This window comes from Aliikangiella litoralis, assembly GCF_052495765.1.
On the sequence record NZ_CP199292.1, the window covers coordinates 2373734 to 2390733 of the forward strand.

Consider the following 17000-nt stretch of genomic DNA (forward strand, 5'->3'; position numbering starts at 1 on the left):
ATTTAAGCGTACAAGTGTTCGCTCAACTATGCTGATTATAGTCATCTGTTGCTTTGAGCGCAATCGATGATTACAGAGAGCGGTAAGTTTTATTAATTGATGTCGTTTTAGTGTAAACTGCCTATCCAATACTCGTTTTTTATTTATCGGCAACTTTTAAAAAAACACAAGTGATTAAATGTCAAACAGTCGTTCAAAACAAAAAGAAAGAACCAGAAGATCGATAATAGAGGCTGCACTAGGTCAACTTAGTGCAGATAAAAGTTTTGCTAGTCTTAGTTTAAGAGAGGTTGCTAGAGAAGCTGAAATTGCCCCGACCTCATTTTATCGACACTTTAAAGATATGGAAGAGCTGGGACTTACCTTGGTTGATGAATGCGGCTTAGCACTGCGTCAGCTAATGCGTAAAGCGCGTAAACGTTTTGAAGAAGGGGGAAGTGTCATTGTAACTTCAGTAACAACCTTTATGGAGTTTACTGAACAAAATCCAAATATATTCAGGTTGTTATTTCATGAGCGTTCTGGCACGGCTTATGCTCTAAGAAAGGCCGTGGCAAGAGAAATACAGTATTTCATTGTTGAATTATCTGATTATATGATGGCGCGGGGTTTTGAAAAAGAGGCGGCATTTGCCCAAGCTGAAGCGATGGTTGCGGTTGTTTTTAATGCTGGTGCCGAATCGTTAGACTCAAAACCCAGTCAGAGAAAATTGATTGCTGAGCGAGCCGTTATGCAATTACGCTATATTGCAGCGGGAGCAAAAACTCACCATTTAAAATAGTGAGAATAAAGTTTATTGGCTGATATGATATCTTAAATGTTTAAATTGTGGACCGTAAGAAATTGCTTTGAGTAATGGAATTAATCGGGATGGTGCAGGTTTAAATGTTGGAATATGATACCAGTTATTACCATGCCCTTTATAAACGACAACCTTGGGTTTACGTGGTTGCCAAAATTTAAATCGACCAGGTAAATGTCTTAGGGTGATTTGGATACAATTATGATCTCTAGGATCAGATTCTACTTTTAAAATTTGTTCACTCATCGATGAGTCTGTATTCCTCTTAGGCTTACTGTCAATTAATAAAAAGTGGTTGTTATTTTATAATTATAGTGAATACTTCGCCTTTCGGCATTAAAATTAACATTGGTTTATTGATTCTCTGAAAATATGCAATCTGAAAAAGAAAAATTGGCTAAGCTTGTTGAGGTTTTTAACGAGCTGTTTGAAGTGTCTGAATATACTAAATTACAACCCGGTCATGATGAACCATTTTATCGTGCGGCGGTAAATAATTCGCCAGCGGTTATTTATTCACGTAATGATTATTTTTCAAGTGCATTACACGAAATAGCGCACTGGTGTATTGCTGGTAAAGAAAGGCGTTTAAAAGATGATTTTGGTTACTGGTATAAGCCTGAGGGGCGATCTGTAGAGGAGCAAGCAACATTTGAGCAAGTCGAAGTAAAACCACAAGCATTAGAGTGGGCTTTTTCTCTTGCTTGTAACCATCATTTTTATTTTTCAGCAGATAATCTGTCTCAAGCTATCGATGCATCTGAAAATTTTAAGCTATCAGTAAGAACTCAGCTAGTCACTTATTTATCAGAACAAAGTTTGCCTTCTAGGGCTGCTTTATTATTTAATCGTTTAAATCAAGTATTTAGAAATAATCAACCAGTGGAATTTTTACATGTTTAAATTAGGCTTAATTATTAACCCTTTTGCAGGTATTGGTGGACGTGTTGGATTAAAAGGAAGTGATGGAGAGGCTATTCGACAAAAAGCGCTTGCAATGGGAGCCCCTAAATTATCGCCTGTAAAAACCCACAATGCATTGTCTCAACTTGTTGATTTAAAAGATAAATTTGAGGTTTTTACTGTTTCAGGTGATATGGGAGAAAATTTATGCCAAGCAATGGGGCTAAATTATCAAGTTGTTTTTCAGGCAAAAGTGCCATCAACTGAAGAAGATACAAAAGAGTCGGTTCAAGCTATGCAATCACTGGGGGTTAACTTGATTTTATTTGCTGGTGGAGATGGCACCGCTAGAAATATATTTGAAACTTGTGACTATGAACAAATGGTCTTAGGAATACCGGCGGGGGTAAAGATTCATTCTGGTGTATATGCTGTGTCTCCTGAAGCTGCCGGATTGTTAGTAAAAGATATGATAAACGGAAAGCTATTGAGTCTGTTATCGGCTGATGTCATGGATATTGATGAAGGGGCATTTCGAGAAGGTGTAGTAAAAGCTAAAAAATATGGTTATTTGAATGTTCCAGGGGCCTTGCAGTATGTGCAGGCGGTAAAAAGTGGAGGCCATGAAGTTGAAGAGTTGGTTTTAGATGATATAGCGGCAGAAATTATCGAGTCTATGGATGATGATACCTACTATGTTATTGGTTCTGGTACGACTTGTGCTGCAGTAATGCAACAGCTTGGTTTAGATAATACTTTGCTTGGTTCTGATATCGTTTTTCAAGAGTCATTATATAAAAGTGACGCGGTTGAAGCTGACTTATTAGCTCTTTTAAATGAGGGTAAAAAGTTAAAATTTATAATCACTGTGATTGGTGGGCAAGGTCATATTCTGGGAAGAGGAAACCATCAATTGAGCCCTAAAGTTATCAAATTAGCTGGCTGGAATAATTTTGAAGTCATTGCAACCAAATCTAAACTACAGGAACTAGAGGGGAGGCCACTATTAACTGATACAGGTGATATTGAACTTGATCATTCACTCAGAGGGAGTAAAAGGGTGATAACAGGCTATCGAGACTTCGTTATTTATCCTGTTGGCTTTTCTATTGAGCCGATTTTATAAACACCGTAAAAAATTTGTAAGAAAAAGTCCCTTACCTTTGTAAGAAATATCTCACAAGGTCGTGAGATATTACCTAAAAACTCATGAGAGTATATCCTCTATTAATATACCAATTTTTCTAGAGGCTTGATATCTAAAGAAATTATACATTAAAAACTTAAAAAAACCTTAAATTTATTAGTGTTTTTGCCGAAATTTAAGCTTGTGTGAACTCAGAAAACATCTAGAATTCAACTTGTCCTTAGGAAAAAGGAACACGGGAAAGGACAAGGAACTACTGCAAATGGATAAGCAACCAACAGGGAGTTGGTAAAGGATATGAGTCAAGGGCTGATTCTAGAGTAGATAAAGGAATAACAAGGATTGTCATGTAAGGATCGATCAATGGAGTAGGGAATAGGGAATACCCGACCAAAGGAACTGTAAGGATGTTTCGGAAGCTTGCTGGAGCCAAATGGAAGTGGTAATGGATTGTTCTGGGATAGATCGAGGAAATTTAAAAAAGGCAGCGTAATTGCTGCCTTTTTTAATTCCGAGAATACTTCTGATAAAAAGGCGCTTGCAACCTGTCTATTACTCCCACAAAATAGTTATTACTTTCTCACCTGTATAATAATTGGATGTATGCCGATTACGATAGATTTTGCGAATATTGCAAAGCAGCTTAATAGCAAGACACTTATTCTTACGCCTAATTCTCGAACACAAAAAGCAATTATTGCTGGTTTTGTCGAGCAGCTGGCTGAAGGCGAGGTGGTTTATTCTCCTAATGTGATGTCCTTTTCCCAATGGCAAGAATTTTTATGGAGCGAATTATCTTTTATTAAACCTTCTCCAGGCCGTATTGGCAACTTAGAACTAAAAACTTGGCTAAAGGCCCAAATTATTGCCGATGAAAAGTGGCAGTTAACCAATTCATTAGGGGTTGCCGAAAAAGTACTTGAAGCATACCGAATACTAAATCAGTGGGGATTACAACTTAGTGATTTGGGGACGCTAGAAACGATCGAAAATCGCTATTTCTTAGGTTGGACAAAAGCACTAGAAGATTTTCTTAAAGAAGCCAATTTAATACCATCATTTTCGTTACTCAACTCATTGCTTCAGCATAGCAAGTACCTTGTTGAACATATACCACCAAAACTATTATTAGTCGGCTTTAATCAGCTAACGCCTATTGAGAAACTTTGGTTTAATCAGTGTGAACAGCAAGGGTGTGAGGTTATTCAATATTACCCAACACGCGAGGTACAAAGTACAAAACGTATAGCGTTAAGTGATTTAAAACATGAGCTAGAATATGCGGCAGAGCTGTCGCTGATATTTTCAAAAGAACAGCCAGAATGCTCGATAGGTATTGTTGTGCATCAACTGTCAAATTACCTTGAAATCGTCCATCAAGTTTTTAGTGAAAGGTTTCAACCTGAAGAGTTTTCTCCCTGGCAGCCTTTAGAGAAGGTGAAATACAATGTTTCTGCTGGTCAATCTTTAATTGATATGCCAATGGTATATGTTGCTGTAAAAATATTAAGCTTAAAGACAAGTGGTTTTGATTTGCAGACGTTACTTCTATTGAAAAACTCTCCGTTTATCGACTGGGGGGAGAATGTCCATAGCATTAAACGCTTTTTGCATACTCAAAGTTTACTGGCTTATAAAAATTATACTTTAGAGCGTTTGCAGAAGGCTATCGCAAATGATTCTGAGCGTGAGTATTTGAGTTTACTCAATAAAAGAATTACCGAAATTCAGCAAAGAGGTACAAAGCCACGCCCCATGACGGCTTGGGTGGATTTATGGAAAGAATGTTTGAAAACTTGGGGGTGGTTAAATAATAGAGATTTGGATAATAGTGAACAAAAGCAACTGAGTGAGTTTTATACAGCGCTTAATGAATCGATACAACTCTCATTAATTTACTCTAAAAGTACAGGCTCAGAAGCTAAAGAATTTTTGAAGCAAACATTAAGACAAAAGTCTTTTCAGTTGCCAAGTGATAGAACTAATGTACATATTTTGGGGGTACTAGAAGCGACAGGGCTTGAGTTTGACCAACTGTTTTTAGTTGGTTTTGAGAGAAATTCGTGGCCTCAAAAAGCAAAGTTTAATCCCTTTTTGCCAATTGCATTTCAGCAGAAGCATGATATGCCTGGGAGCTCTGCCGAGCGAGAATATTTTTATGCAAAAGATCTTTCTGATTCTTTAATGAATAGTGCCAGTTATTTGTGGGTAACTCAAACAAGAAGGGAAGATGGAAGTCAATCATGTTCTCCCTTTTTTGAAAATATATCACTTAGCGTAGATAAAAATATTCAGGATGAAGAGACTGGTTTAAAAGTAAATCCTGATTATGTCTGGCGTAAAGATGAGCATGTCAGTATTTCTGTTGGAGATGTTTCTGGTGGTGCATATTTACTTAGTCAATATGCTTCATGCCCCTTTAAAGCAATGAGTAACTTTCATTTCAATTTAAATCCACCACAGAAAATTCAAAAAGGAATTGATGCCAAAATTAAAGGTGCTTGGTTACACGCTGCTATGGAATTACTATGGCTTAATCTAAAAGGACAAGAAAAGCTGCTAGAGCTAACGCAAGTTGAAATTGAAGAACTAATAAAGCAAGTTTTAACGACTACTCAGAACCAATTAGAAAATCAACTTTATGCCGTAGCACCTAAGCTAGTGATCGAGCTTGAATTTAATCGGTTATTTGATCTGATTAATGAATGGCTTGAAATTGAAAAGTCGAAAGCGCCTTTTAATGTGCAAACTGAAGTTGAAAAGAAACTATCACTTGGGCCTCTTACCTTTAAATTTAGAGTTGATCGAATAGATACAGAGCCATCAGGAATGCTCGAAATTATAGATTATAAAACAGGCAGTTGTCATGTAAAAAAATGGTTAGGTCAAAGACCAGAAGAAGCACAAATGCCAGCTTATGTATTAGCATGTCAACCTGAATCAGTGAAAAGTTTATCTTATGCAAAACTAAAAACAGGAGAGGTTTCTCAAGCAGGTGTTTGGTTTGATAATAATGATGAGTTTCATTTTATGGAAATTGATGCTCATAGTAAGAAAGATAAAACTAAAAGTCTTTTATCTGATGCATCGCTTATTGAAGCAGAGCAACCATTGATTAAGCAGTGGCAAAAAAACTTAGAAGCAATGGCAAAAAAAATTGCTGAAGGAGAAATGCCTGTGTCACCTAAAAGCAGAGTTGACTCTTGTCATTATTGTGATTTTTCTGATTTTTGCCGTATTAATGAAGCTCAACCAGAAGATTTAATGATTGATGAAAAAATGAACTCACAAACTTTGTATCAAGATAAGGAGCAGAGTTAATGAGTCAAAATGTAATTGATCAAGCCGTTAGAGAGGAACTGCTTAATCCCGAGCAGTCATTTATTGTTCAAGCGCCTGCGGGATCTGGTAAAACTGAGTTATTAACTCAACGAATACTTGCTTTATTAGCCGTGGTTGAAAAGCCTGAAAATATTTTAGCAATTACTTTTACACGTAAAGCTGCTGCAGAAATGCAAAATCGGGTAATGGCTGCATTATTAATTGGCCAAGGCCCAGAACCTATAGCACCACATGAAAAAATGCGATGGCAGTTAGCCAAAAAAGTTTTGCAACGTGATCATGAAAAAGGTTGGCATTTAGTGGATAACGCTGCTCGGTTAAACTTAATGACAATTGATAGTTTATCTTCTAGTTTGAGTGCTTCATTGCCATTACTTTCACAAACGGGTGCACTACCTAACTTAATTGAAAATGCTCACACCTATTACCAAATGGCTGCCGATGAGTTAATGTCAATGATTGGTGATGACAATGAAATATCTGAAGCGATACTTTGTTTGTTAGCGCATAAAGATAATAATTTATCGATGGTTAGCAATTTGTTATCACAAATGCTGGCCAAACGGCTTCAATGGATGGCAACTATTGGTCAGCACACACATGAGTTTGATGAGTCTCAACTGGTAAATTCCTTGCAGGAAGTCGCACAAGAAAAATTAGAAGAACTTTATCGTTTAATACCTAATGATATTGTTTGTGAGCTGCCTGACTTATTAAATCAAGCCGCAACCGTTTTAGCTGCAAATGAAAAATCGAACAAGCATTATATTAAGTCATTGGATTATGTTGAAGCAATTAGTTGTCCTGATTATTCGAAATTAGGAATATGGAAGGCTGTTGCGGAACTATTTCTTAAGTCGGGGAAAAAGCCTGAGTTTTTAACTCGGTTTAATGTAGCAAATGGGTTTCCTGTAGAAAAAGATGCAATAGATGAACAACAAAAAATAGCCTTTAAAAAAAATAAAAAAATGGTCGTTGAAGTCAGCAAAGAAATAGCTAATATTGGTGGTTTAGCTGAACTATTGTTACAAGTAAAGCTGCTGCCAGATGAAAAAGATTATGAGCTAAGCAAGCAGACTTTAAAGGCCGCGGTTAGTTTGCTGCCGATTGCGGTTGCACATCTTAAACTGATTTTTAGCCAGTATAATGTCATTGATTTTTCTGAGTTGGCACTTGCATCATTAGATGCTTTAGGTCACCCTGATATGCCAACTGATTTAGCGCTGGCATTAGATTATAAAATAGAACATATTTTAATTGATGAGTTTCAAGATACATCTACACCACAAATTGAGTTAATTAAACTATTGACTGCAGGCTGGGATCAGTCAGCACTAAGAACATTATTTTTAGTGGGTGATCCCATGCAATCAATTTATCGATTTAGAGATGCAAATGTTGGTCTTTTTATGCAAATTAGAGAGCAGGGCTTGGGGCATATTAAACCTTTGTTTCGCCAGCTACAAGTGAACTTCCGCTCAAGTAGTACGATTGTTAATTGGGTAAATAATCAGTTTTCTAATATTATGCCTGATAAAGATGACTTAACTTTTTCTGCGGTAAGCTATGCTCACTCTGTTGCATTTAACCAAGCTCTGCCAGATGATTTAGTTGATTGTCAATTAACTGTTGATGCGACCGATCACTTTTTACAAGCTCAAAAAATTATTGAAATTATACAACAGCATTTATTTAATAATAATCAATTAAAACAGAAAAAAACGCTGGCTGTTTTAGCTCGTAGCCGAGCTAATTTAGCAGAAATCATTCAATTGTTAAATCAATATAATATTGAATTTCAAGCTGTAGAAATAGACCGTTTGTCTCAAAAAATGGTTGTCCGTGATTTAACTTCCTTAGCGTTTGCTCTGTGTGATCAATACGATGAGTTGAGCTGGGTTTCTTGCATGCGTTCGCCCTGGTTTGGTTTGGATTTAGATGATATTCGGCAAATTATGGTAACAAGTGATCCTAAGTTGCCTATGATAGAAAGAATAACTACTTCGTTATCTATTATTTCGCTACCGTCTGCCAAACGTTGTGAAAAAATATTACCTATCTTAACGCATAGTTTAAATTATAAAGGTCGTAAGCCTTTTAGAAAGTGGTTATATGGTTGCTTCGTTGCTGTTGGTGGTTTAGCACAATTGGATTTTGATTCAGATAAAGATGATCTGAATGTTTGTTTAGATAAATTATCGGAATTACAAGAAAGCGGTGAGTTGAATGATAGAGAGTTAGTTCTTGAGTCGATAGAGCAATTATTTGCTGCGCCTAATCCTAATGCAGATAATCAAGTACAAGTCATGACCATACATAAGTCTAAAGGGTTAGAGTTTGATACGGTTATTTTACCTCGTTTAGATGCTGGTACTCGTGTTGGTGAAACGGCACTGCTTAAATGGACTGAGTTTTTAGATAAGCAGGGCGTTCCACATCATTTGTTAGCGATTTCCAAACAAACAGGGCAATCGGCCGATGGCGTCTACCAATATATTAGCTATTTAGATGCTGAAAAATCTAAGTTTGAAGATCAACGAGTACTTTATGTTGCAGCAACAAGAGCAAAGCAAAAGTTATATTTATTGGGTAATATTAAAAGTGATACAAAAAGTGATGATTTTAAGAAACCAACGGCCACTAGTTTTTTAGGCATGCTTTGGGATGGTGTAAAGGCAAACTTTTCAAACATTAATGAAATTAAAAAAGATGGCTACCAATCTTCAGTAGAGCTATTAGAAAAGCCTTTGTATGATTCTCGTTATGTTAAACAGGTGAACTTAAGTCGAGTTGCAGAAATTCCTCAAGAAAAATATCAAGAGTTATTATTAGAGCAGGTTGAAGAAAAGGAACAAAGCTCGACTATTATTTCTGAACAAGCAACTGCAATTGGTACGGTTTTGCATCGCCAATTACAGTGGATTAGTGAACGTTATAGCTCTTCGTTTATATTACCTGAAAATTGGCCGTTAATTACCAATGCTCAGTTACAAAATCAGATGCATTTTAAAACGGTGTCTGACTTAGATGATGCTACTAAAAAAGTCTTACAAGGCGTTAAAAATACATTAAACGATAAATTTGGACAGATGCTATTGAGCAAAAATGAAAATGCTAAGTCTGAGTTGGTTTTACACAAAAAGATTGACTCAGGAAGTTTTTTAACTCGAATTGTCGATCGAACTTTTATCAAAGACGATGTTCGTTGGATTATTGATTATAAGTCTTCTCAACCGGAAGCCAACGAATCTTTGGCTGAATTTATAGAGCGAGAAAAAAATACTTATTTATTGCAATTGACAGATTACTTTAAAATGTTTGTCCAACTAGAAGAAAGAAAAATTATTGCTGGTTTATATTTTCCGCTTTTGTCTCATTTTGAAATAATTCTAGAAAATTAAAATATAAAATATTATTGATATTAAGAGTAAGCGATAGCAACAGTAGCTGGTATAAGCCAGCTAAAGCTTAAAGTAAATACTCGATAAAAGGTTATTGTTAAATTCTAAATAATGACCTTGTTTCCCCCAATCGCTTAATACTATGCGATGGTGAGTTTGATCGTTAATCATTATCTGGTGCTGAGCTTCACGATGGGTATGTCCATGAATGAGCCATTCACAGTGATTTTCTAAAAAAAAGTTTTCTACGGCTTTTGGGTTGACGTCCATTATAGATTCACTTTTTTCTGATTGCTCACTTTTACTTTTTTCTCTTACGCCTGAGGCAAAAGCAAGGCGCTTTTCTACTGATTGAGCGAGTAATTCTTGTTGCCAGGTTGGATTACGCACCATCTTTCTAAATTGCTGGTATTGAATGTCATCGGTACATAGAACATCACCATGCATCACACATGTTTTATGGAAACCTAGTTCCAGATGATAAGGTTCTTCAATTAATGTGCTACCAGTTTGCTTGGCGAATTGTTCTCCAAGTAGAAAGTCTCTGTTCCCATGTGCAACGTAAAGCTGACCTGAATGTTGAGTGTAATGCTTAAATAAATTGATAACCTGTTGGTTAAAAGCGGAGCTATGATCATCACCCACCCAAACTTCAAATAAATCACCAAGTACATAGAGTTGCTGACTTTTTGGGGCAATATTATGCATATAATGTTCGAACAACCTTAACAAATGCGGTTGAGTTTCGCACAAATGCAAATCTGAAATGAAGTGGGTAATAACCGTCATTGCTTATTCTACTGTTACTTTGATTATTTCAATCGGTTCAACAGGAACATCTTGCATGCCATTAGCAAAGCCTGTTTCTACGGATTTGATTTGGTTGACAACGGTCATACCTTCTACGACTTCTCCAAATACGGTATATCCCCAGCCTTGTGCTGTTTCAGCTGTGAAGTCGAGAAAGTTATTATCTTTTACATTGATAAAAAATTGAGCGGTTGCTGAGTGAGGATCCATTGTTCTTGCCATAGCAATGCTTCCTGTTTTATTAGATAAGCCGTTTTGAGACTCACATTGAATAGGTGTGTTTACTGGTTTTTGATTCATGTCTTTATCGAATCCACCACCTTGGATCATAAAGTTTTCGATCACTCGATGAAAAATAGTGCCTACATAGTGACCACTTTCTACATACTTCATAAAGTTACTGACAGTATCCGGTGCTTTTTCTGCATCGAGTTGAATTTTGATATCACCTAAATTGGTATGAAATATAATCATGGGTATCTCGCCAAAAGCTAAAAAATTGATCTTACCGTAATCACTGTTAAATGAGAATTGTTAAAGGGTAATTTGTTTTCTGCTCTTTGGACTTATCATTTTGTGAACAAATAACGGCTTTTTACTAATCATTGCAAGGAGGCTTTAAAGGTTACGGCCTAAAAATCGTTAATTTACGTGCGTTGCGAGCTTAAGCATTCTATAATCACCGCCATCATTTAGTTGCTTTTAAATTACGGAGTTTCATGACCAATGCTAAGAATTTACAATAGCATTTCTCAAAATAAGGACGAATTTAAGCCTCTTTCACCTGGAAAGGTAAAGATGTATGTCTGTGGGATCACCATTTATGATTATAGTCATATAGGCCATGCACGCACTTTTGTGGCTTTTGATGTGATTGCTAGATACTTACGTTTTTCAGGTTATGACCTTACATTTATCCGTAATATTACAGATATTGATGACAAAATTATTGCTCGAGCGAATCAAAATAAAGAATCGATAAGTGACTTAACTGCTCGATTTGAAAAAATAATGCATGAAGATTTTGCGGCATTAGGAATGAAAAAACCTGATTTAGAACCTAAGGCGACAGAGTCGATACCTGAAATAATCGAAATTATTCAAACACTTATTGATAAAGGTTATGCTTATCAAGGAGCTAATGGTGACGTATATTATCATGTACCTAAATTTTCAGATTATGGAAAATTAAGCAAGCAAAACTTAGAGGCTTTGCAAGCCGGTGAAAGGGTTGGTGTGGCCGGAGATAAGAAAAACTCAATGGATTTTGTTCTTTGGAAAGTCGCTAAACCAGGCGAACCTAGCTGGCAATCTCCTTGGGGTGAGGGGCGACCTGGTTGGCATATAGAATGTTCTGCAATGTCTAAAAAATGCTTAGGAGAACATTTTGATATTCATGGTGGAGGATCAGATTTACAGTTTCCTCATCATGAAAATGAGATCGCTCAATCTGAAGCTGCTAACGGTTGTTGCTTTGCTAATACTTGGATTCATACAGGGATGGTTCAGGTTGATCGTGAAAAAATGTCCAAATCTTTGAATAACTTTTTTACTATTCGTGATGTATTGCAAGTCTATAGAGCTGAATCGGTTCGTTTCTTTATGGTATCAAGTCAATATCGTAGCCAGTTGAATTATAGTGAAGAAAACTTGAAGTCAGCAGATGCTGCTTTAGAACGACTTTATTTAGCTTTGCGTGATGTTGATCTATCTGTTTTGCCCCAAGTTGATGCTGATAATGAATATGTTCAAAAGTTTCAATGTGCAATGGATGATGATTTTAATACCCCTGAAGCCGTTGCTGTTTTATTTGAAATTGCAAAAGAAATTAATAGATTAAAGTCAGATGATGTTAATGCTGCGGTTGAACTAGCGTCAATACTTATTCATCTCGGAGACATACTTGGCATTTTACAACAATCTCCCGATGCTTTTTTGAAGTCTGTTTCAGGTGATAAGGAACTAGATACAGATTATATTGAGCAACTTATTGTTGAAAGAAACCAGGCCAGAGCCGATAAGAACTGGGGTAAAGCCGATGAAATCAGAGATCAGTTGCAAGATTTGGGTGTCGTGCTAGAGGACAAAGATGGTAAAACTGGTTGGCGTATAGTTTAGTTTTTATCTGATTTTATTATTTCAAATGGTATCTCAGCTAACAAGTGTGCGCTAAGGTCATACCAGATACCTCAGTTAAACAAGGGATAATACCGCGTTTTTGGACAGGAGAACTCTGCTAAGCTGTTATGTAGAGAAAATACTAGCTCAATTTACTCCTACAATTATCGTTTACCGAGCTGTTAATGAAAGGTTAATTATTTTTATGAGTCGTACAGAGTCTTTTTCAAGAGAAGAACTAATTGCTTGTGGTAAAGGTGAGTTGATTGGTACTGCAACAGAAGGGCGACCAATTGCTCGTTTGCCGTTACCTAATATGCTTATGATGGATCGTATTACTTCTATTTCTGATGATGGTGGTGAATATGGTAAAGGACAAATTGTTGCTGAGTTGGATATTAATCCTGACTTGTGGTTTTTCGAATGCCACTTCGAGTCAGATCCTGTTATGCCTGGATGCTTAGGAGTTGATGCATTGTGGCAAATGAGTGGCTTTTTTCTTTCTTGGCTTGGTCATCCTGGTAAAGGTAGAGCGCTTGGTGCTGGTGAGGTCAAGTTTGTTGGTCAGGTTTTACCTACAGCAAAGTTAGTGACCTATATCGTTGATGTTAAGAGGGTCTTAAAGAAAGGGCTATCGCTCGTTATTGCTGACGCAAAAATGTTGGTAGATGGTAGAGAAATTTATACCGCAAAAAATTTGAGAGTTGGATTATTTGAGTCCACAGACGACTTTTGATAAAGCTGTCACAGTAAAAAATTATTAATTTAAAAAGTCGTTGATGATAAGTTTATTATCGAATGAGGTAGCATAATGAGACGAGTTGTAGTTACAGGCATGGGAATTGTGTCTTGTCTAGGCAATGATGTAACAGAAGTAATTGAATCGCTAAAAGAAGGACGTTCTGGCATTCGTTTTATGGAAAAATATAAAGAAGTTGGTCTGCGTAGCCAAGTAGCAGGTAAACCTGACATTACAGTAAAAGATTTTATTGATCGTAAAGTTCTACGTTTTATGGGAGATGCTTCTGCATATGCTTATATATCGATGACTCAAGCTATCGCTGATGCAGGGTTGACGGATGATTTAGTCTCAAATCCTAAAACAGGTATTATTATGGGGTCTGGCGGTGGTTCGCAAAAAAATCAGGTTGAATCTGTCAATATTTGTTTGGAAAGAGGGGTTAAACGTGTAGGGCCTTATGCTGTACCTAAAACCATGTCTAGTACAACTTCTGCTTGTTTAGCAACACCTTATAAAATTAAAGGAGTTAACTATACAATTTCTTCAGCCTGCGCTACTAGCGCTCACTGTATTGGTAATGCATTTGAGCAAATACAGTTAGGTAAACAAGATATTATGTTTGCTGGTGGTGGAGAAGAAGAAGATTGGCGACTAACATTATTGTTCGATGCAATGGGAGCGTTATCATCTAAGTATAATGATACTCCAGAAAAGGCTTCTCGCCCTTACGATGAAACTCGTGACGGCTTTGTTATTTCGTCTGGTGGCGGCACTTTAGTACTTGAAGAGTTAGAGCACGCTAAAGCTCGTGGTGCAAAAATTTATGCTGAGCTAGTTGGTTATGGGGCGACTTCTGATGGGTATGATATGGTAGCTCCTTCAGGAGAGGGGGCTGTACGTTGCATGCAGCAGGCGCTAGAAAATGTTGAAGGTGGAGTAGATTACGTCAATACTCATGGTACAAGTACGCCTGTTGGTGACACCGCTGAGTTAGTTGCAATACGAGATATTTTTGGGGAGAATACGCCAAAAATAGGTTCGACTAAGTCTCTTGCTGGGCATTCACTTGGTGCTACGGGTGTACATGAAGCTATTTATAGTTTATTAATGATGGAGCATGATTTTATTGCTGGCTCTATTAATATAGAAAAACTTGATCCTCAAGCTGAAGGGCTTCCTATAGTACAAAAAACTGAATCGGCTAAGTTGAATCGTGTGTTATCAAATAGTTTTGGGTTCGGTGGTACGAACGCGAGTTTAGTTTTTGAAAAATATACTGATTAATATCGCCTATTTTAAGCTTTAAAAAAAGCGCCTTTGGCGCTTTTTTATTTTCCTTTTTATTTTTAATGTTTTGGGGGCTTAATAGTGAGGAGGCGGAGTTTCCATTTGGGCATCAATTACATTGGGTTGCTGTATATCTTGTAGTTTTGCATTGGTTTTTTCAATTAATCGAGTGAGTAATCGAATGTCTTCCTGTTGCTGAATAATTGATTGATTGAGTTGTTCTATCAGCTCTTCTTGAAAGGTTACTTTCATTTCTAAATCGTCAATTCTTTCTTGTAATTGATTAGTACTACCCATTATTTTTACCTTTAAAGAATGGCTGTAATTGATTTTTCAATGCTTTCCGGTTTATCTTTTGAGGCAAAGCGCTCTACAACACTGCCTTCTTTATTAACTAAAAACTTAGTGAAATTCCATTTAATACTCTCAGTGCCAAGTATCCCCTTTGCTTCAGATTTTAAATATTCAAATAGCGGTGAAGAACTCTTTCCATTAACATCGACTTTGCTAAACAGAGGAAATGTAACTTGGTAATTTAGCTCGCAAAATTGAGCAATTTCTTTTTCAGAGCCAGGTTCCTGCTTACCAAATTGGTTACAAGGAAACCCCAGCACCACAAAGCCTTTATTTTTGTATTGCTGGTATAGTTGCTCTAAACCTTTTAATTGAGGAGTGAAACCACACTCACTGGCTGTATTGACAATAAGTAGAGTTTTTCCTTCAAATGTTTTCATTGATATTGGGTTACTATCAATATCTTTCACGCTAAATTGATAAATATTAGTCATTGATAAGGATCTCTGTTTGCTGAGTTCATAGCAATTTTACCACCATATTTAGCCTTTAGGGGAGTTTTCTTCTTATACCTGCCTGCTTGGTAAAGTTTCGGTTAACAGTAAAAATGTGATTTGCTTGAGAGCATAGGGCGGTGTAATCTTCTGTTTCAAAATATCAAAAAACAGAGTGATATGTTAATAACACATTCTGGCAAATCAGTGTATAGTGCGATTTGTTTGAATGTTGTAGAACACTAAAAATCATAGGTCAATTTGAATGAAGAAAATATCGATCCTTTTGGGAATATTAATATCTGTTGGAGTCTCTTTGATTGTTAATGCTGACAGCAAGGTGGACGAACTAAAAGTTGTTGCATCCATTAGAGATGAGGCGCTAAAGAGCGAGTTAGCCTATGATATTTTAGAATCTTTAACCACAGAAGTTGGCCATCGCATGGCTGGAACCCCTCAAGATGCATTAGCCGTTAAGTGGGCGGTTGATAAATTTAAAAAATTAGGTTTTGATAAAGTGTGGACTGAGCCTGTCACTTTTAAAACATGGGTTCGTAAAGCTGAAAGCGCTGAGGTTACTGCACCTTACCAACACTCTTTGAAAGTAACGGCATTAGGTTTTAGTATTCCTACATCAAAGCAAGGGCTTGAAGCTGAAGTGGTTCACTTTAGAACTCTGGAAGATTTAATCGCATCACCGCAAAACTCTGCTCAAGGAAAAATTGTTTTCATCAGTCGAAAAATGCAGCGTTTTAGAAGTGGTAAAGGATATGGACCAGCTGTAAAGGCTCGTGGAAATGGTGCAGTTCAGGCTGCATTAAAAGGTGCTGTTGCTGTTGTTATTCGTTCAATTGGAACCGATTCTCATCGACTACCGCATACTGGCATGATGCATTACAAAAAGGGCGTTACTAAAATTCCAGCAGCGGCTATATCTAATCCAGATGCAGATTTACTTGTTAGAATTTTTGAACGCAAAAAAACAGTCAAAATGAAGCTACAGCTTAATTCTCATGATGGCCCTGAATATACATCGCAAAATGTTATCGCTGAAATGACAGGAAGTGTTTGGCCGAATGAAAAAGTTGTGATTGGTGGCCACCTGGATTCTTGGGATTTAGGTACAGGCGCTGTTGATGATGGAGCGGGTGTTGCAATTACTATGGCTGCGGCTAAGTTGATTGGTAAAAGCCAGTATCGACCTAAAAGAACAATACGGGTGGTATTGTGGGCGAATGAAGAGCAAGGTTTAGTGGGTGCAAAAGCTTATGCTAAGAAACATAAAGAGGATTTAGCCAATCATGTTACCGGAGCTGAATCTGATTTTGGCGCCGGAAAAATCTATGCTTTTGCTTCAAATGTTGCAGAAAATAATTTACCAGTCGTTAAAAAAATGGCTAAGTTGATGAAACCTTTAGGAATTGAGTATATCGACAATCAATCTGGACCCGGTCCCGACTTGATCCCAATGTATCAATTGGGGATGTCGGTATTTAGTTTACGCCAGGACGGTACAGATTATTTTGATTTGCACCATACGGCTGATGATACGCTAGATAAAGTTGATCCAGAAAGTCTTGCACAAAATGTTGCTGCGTATGTGGTTTTTGCTTATGTTGCGGCTAACAGCGAACAAAAAATCAGTCGGTAATAAAGGACT

Annotated in this window: 14 protein-coding genes; 9 read left to right on the forward strand and 5 right to left on the reverse strand. The window is 37.0% G+C overall.

Translation table 11 applies throughout. The features are described 5' to 3' along the window. Positions 1-178: 178 nt before the first annotated feature. Positions 179-781, forward strand: a complete 603-nt coding sequence (fabR, locus tag ACT5E3_RS09810; protein WP_444998127.1) for an HTH-type transcriptional repressor FabR — start codon at positions 179-181, stop codon at positions 779-781. Positions 782-793: 12 nt separating this feature from the next. Here fabR and ACT5E3_RS09815 read toward each other — a convergent pair whose 3' ends face one another. Then, on the reverse strand, positions 794-1048 hold the full coding sequence (locus ACT5E3_RS09815; protein ID WP_444998128.1) for a hypothetical protein: 255 nt from the start codon (positions 1046-1048) through the stop codon (positions 794-796). Positions 1049-1174: 126 nt separating this feature from the next. On the opposite strand from ACT5E3_RS09815, the gene ACT5E3_RS09820 reads away from it, so the two are divergent. The 4 genes from ACT5E3_RS09820 to ACT5E3_RS09835 all read left to right on the forward strand — a co-directional run bounded on the left by ACT5E3_RS09820 (position 1175) and on the right by ACT5E3_RS09835 (position 9595). Continuing rightward, the gene (locus ACT5E3_RS09820) at positions 1175-1705 is read left to right on the forward strand and encodes an elongation factor P hydroxylase (RefSeq protein ID WP_444998129.1); all 531 of its coding nucleotides are present in this window, start codon (positions 1175-1177) and stop codon (positions 1703-1705) included. Then, a complete protein-coding gene (locus tag ACT5E3_RS09825; RefSeq protein ID WP_444998130.1) occupies positions 1698-2831 on the forward strand; it encodes an ATP-NAD kinase family protein in 1134 nt (377 codons plus the stop codon). Before ACT5E3_RS09820 ends, ACT5E3_RS09825 begins: the two co-directional genes overlap by 8 nt. 624 nt (positions 2832-3455) lie before the next feature. Further along, a complete protein-coding gene (locus ACT5E3_RS09830; RefSeq protein ID WP_444998131.1) occupies positions 3456-6173 on the forward strand; it encodes a PD-(D/E)XK nuclease family protein in 2718 nt (905 codons plus the stop codon). Further along, a complete protein-coding gene (locus ACT5E3_RS09835; RefSeq protein ID WP_444998132.1) occupies positions 6173-9595 on the forward strand; it encodes a UvrD-helicase domain-containing protein in 3423 nt (1140 codons plus the stop codon). The genes ACT5E3_RS09830 and ACT5E3_RS09835 overlap by 1 nt, the downstream gene beginning before the upstream one ends. A gap of 60 nt (positions 9596-9655) precedes the next feature. Here the strand turns inward: ACT5E3_RS09835 and ACT5E3_RS09840 are convergent, their stop codons facing one another. Beyond that, positions 9656-10384 carry a UDP-2,3-diacylglucosamine diphosphatase gene (locus ACT5E3_RS09840; RefSeq protein ID WP_444998133.1) on the reverse strand — a complete coding sequence of 243 codons (729 nt, stop codon included), beginning with the start codon at positions 10382-10384 and terminating at the stop codon, positions 9656-9658. A gap of 3 nt (positions 10385-10387) precedes the next feature. After that, positions 10388-10879, reverse strand: coding sequence for a peptidylprolyl isomerase (locus ACT5E3_RS09845; RefSeq protein ID WP_444998134.1), 492 nt, complete (start codon positions 10877-10879; stop codon positions 10388-10390). Positions 10880-11131: 252 nt separating this feature from the next. On the opposite strand from ACT5E3_RS09845, the gene cysS reads away from it, so the two are divergent. From cysS to fabB, 3 genes are all read left to right on the forward strand, one after another. Beyond that, positions 11132-12523 carry a cysteine--tRNA ligase gene (gene cysS / locus ACT5E3_RS09850; protein WP_444998135.1) on the forward strand — a complete coding sequence of 464 codons (1392 nt, stop codon included), beginning with the start codon at positions 11132-11134 and terminating at the stop codon, positions 12521-12523. Between the two features lie 205 nt (positions 12524-12728). After that, a complete protein-coding gene (gene fabA / locus ACT5E3_RS09855; RefSeq protein WP_444998136.1) occupies positions 12729-13259 on the forward strand; it encodes a bifunctional 3-hydroxydecanoyl-ACP dehydratase/trans-2-decenoyl-ACP isomerase in 531 nt (176 codons plus the stop codon). 75 nt (positions 13260-13334) lie between these two features. Next, positions 13335-14549, forward strand: a complete 1215-nt coding sequence (gene fabB, locus ACT5E3_RS09860) for a beta-ketoacyl-ACP synthase I (protein WP_444998137.1) — start codon at positions 13335-13337, stop codon at positions 14547-14549. A 78-nt stretch (positions 14550-14627) separates the two neighbouring features. On the opposite strand, the gene ACT5E3_RS09865 is transcribed toward fabB, so the two are convergent. Further along, positions 14628-14849 carry a SlyX family protein gene (locus ACT5E3_RS09865; protein WP_444998138.1) on the reverse strand — a complete coding sequence of 74 codons (222 nt, stop codon included), beginning with the start codon at positions 14847-14849 and terminating at the stop codon, positions 14628-14630. An 11-nt stretch (positions 14850-14860) separates the two neighbouring features. Further along, positions 14861-15340, reverse strand: coding sequence for a glutathione peroxidase (locus ACT5E3_RS09870; RefSeq protein WP_444998139.1), 480 nt, complete (start codon positions 15338-15340; stop codon positions 14861-14863). A 265-nt stretch (positions 15341-15605) separates the two neighbouring features. Between ACT5E3_RS09870 and ACT5E3_RS09875 the strand changes: the two genes are divergently transcribed. Beyond that, positions 15606-16991: a M20/M25/M40 family metallo-hydrolase gene (locus ACT5E3_RS09875; protein ID WP_444998140.1), complete on the forward strand. Its 1386-nt coding sequence runs from the start codon at positions 15606-15608 to the stop codon at positions 16989-16991. Positions 16992-17000: the final 9 nt, after the last annotated feature.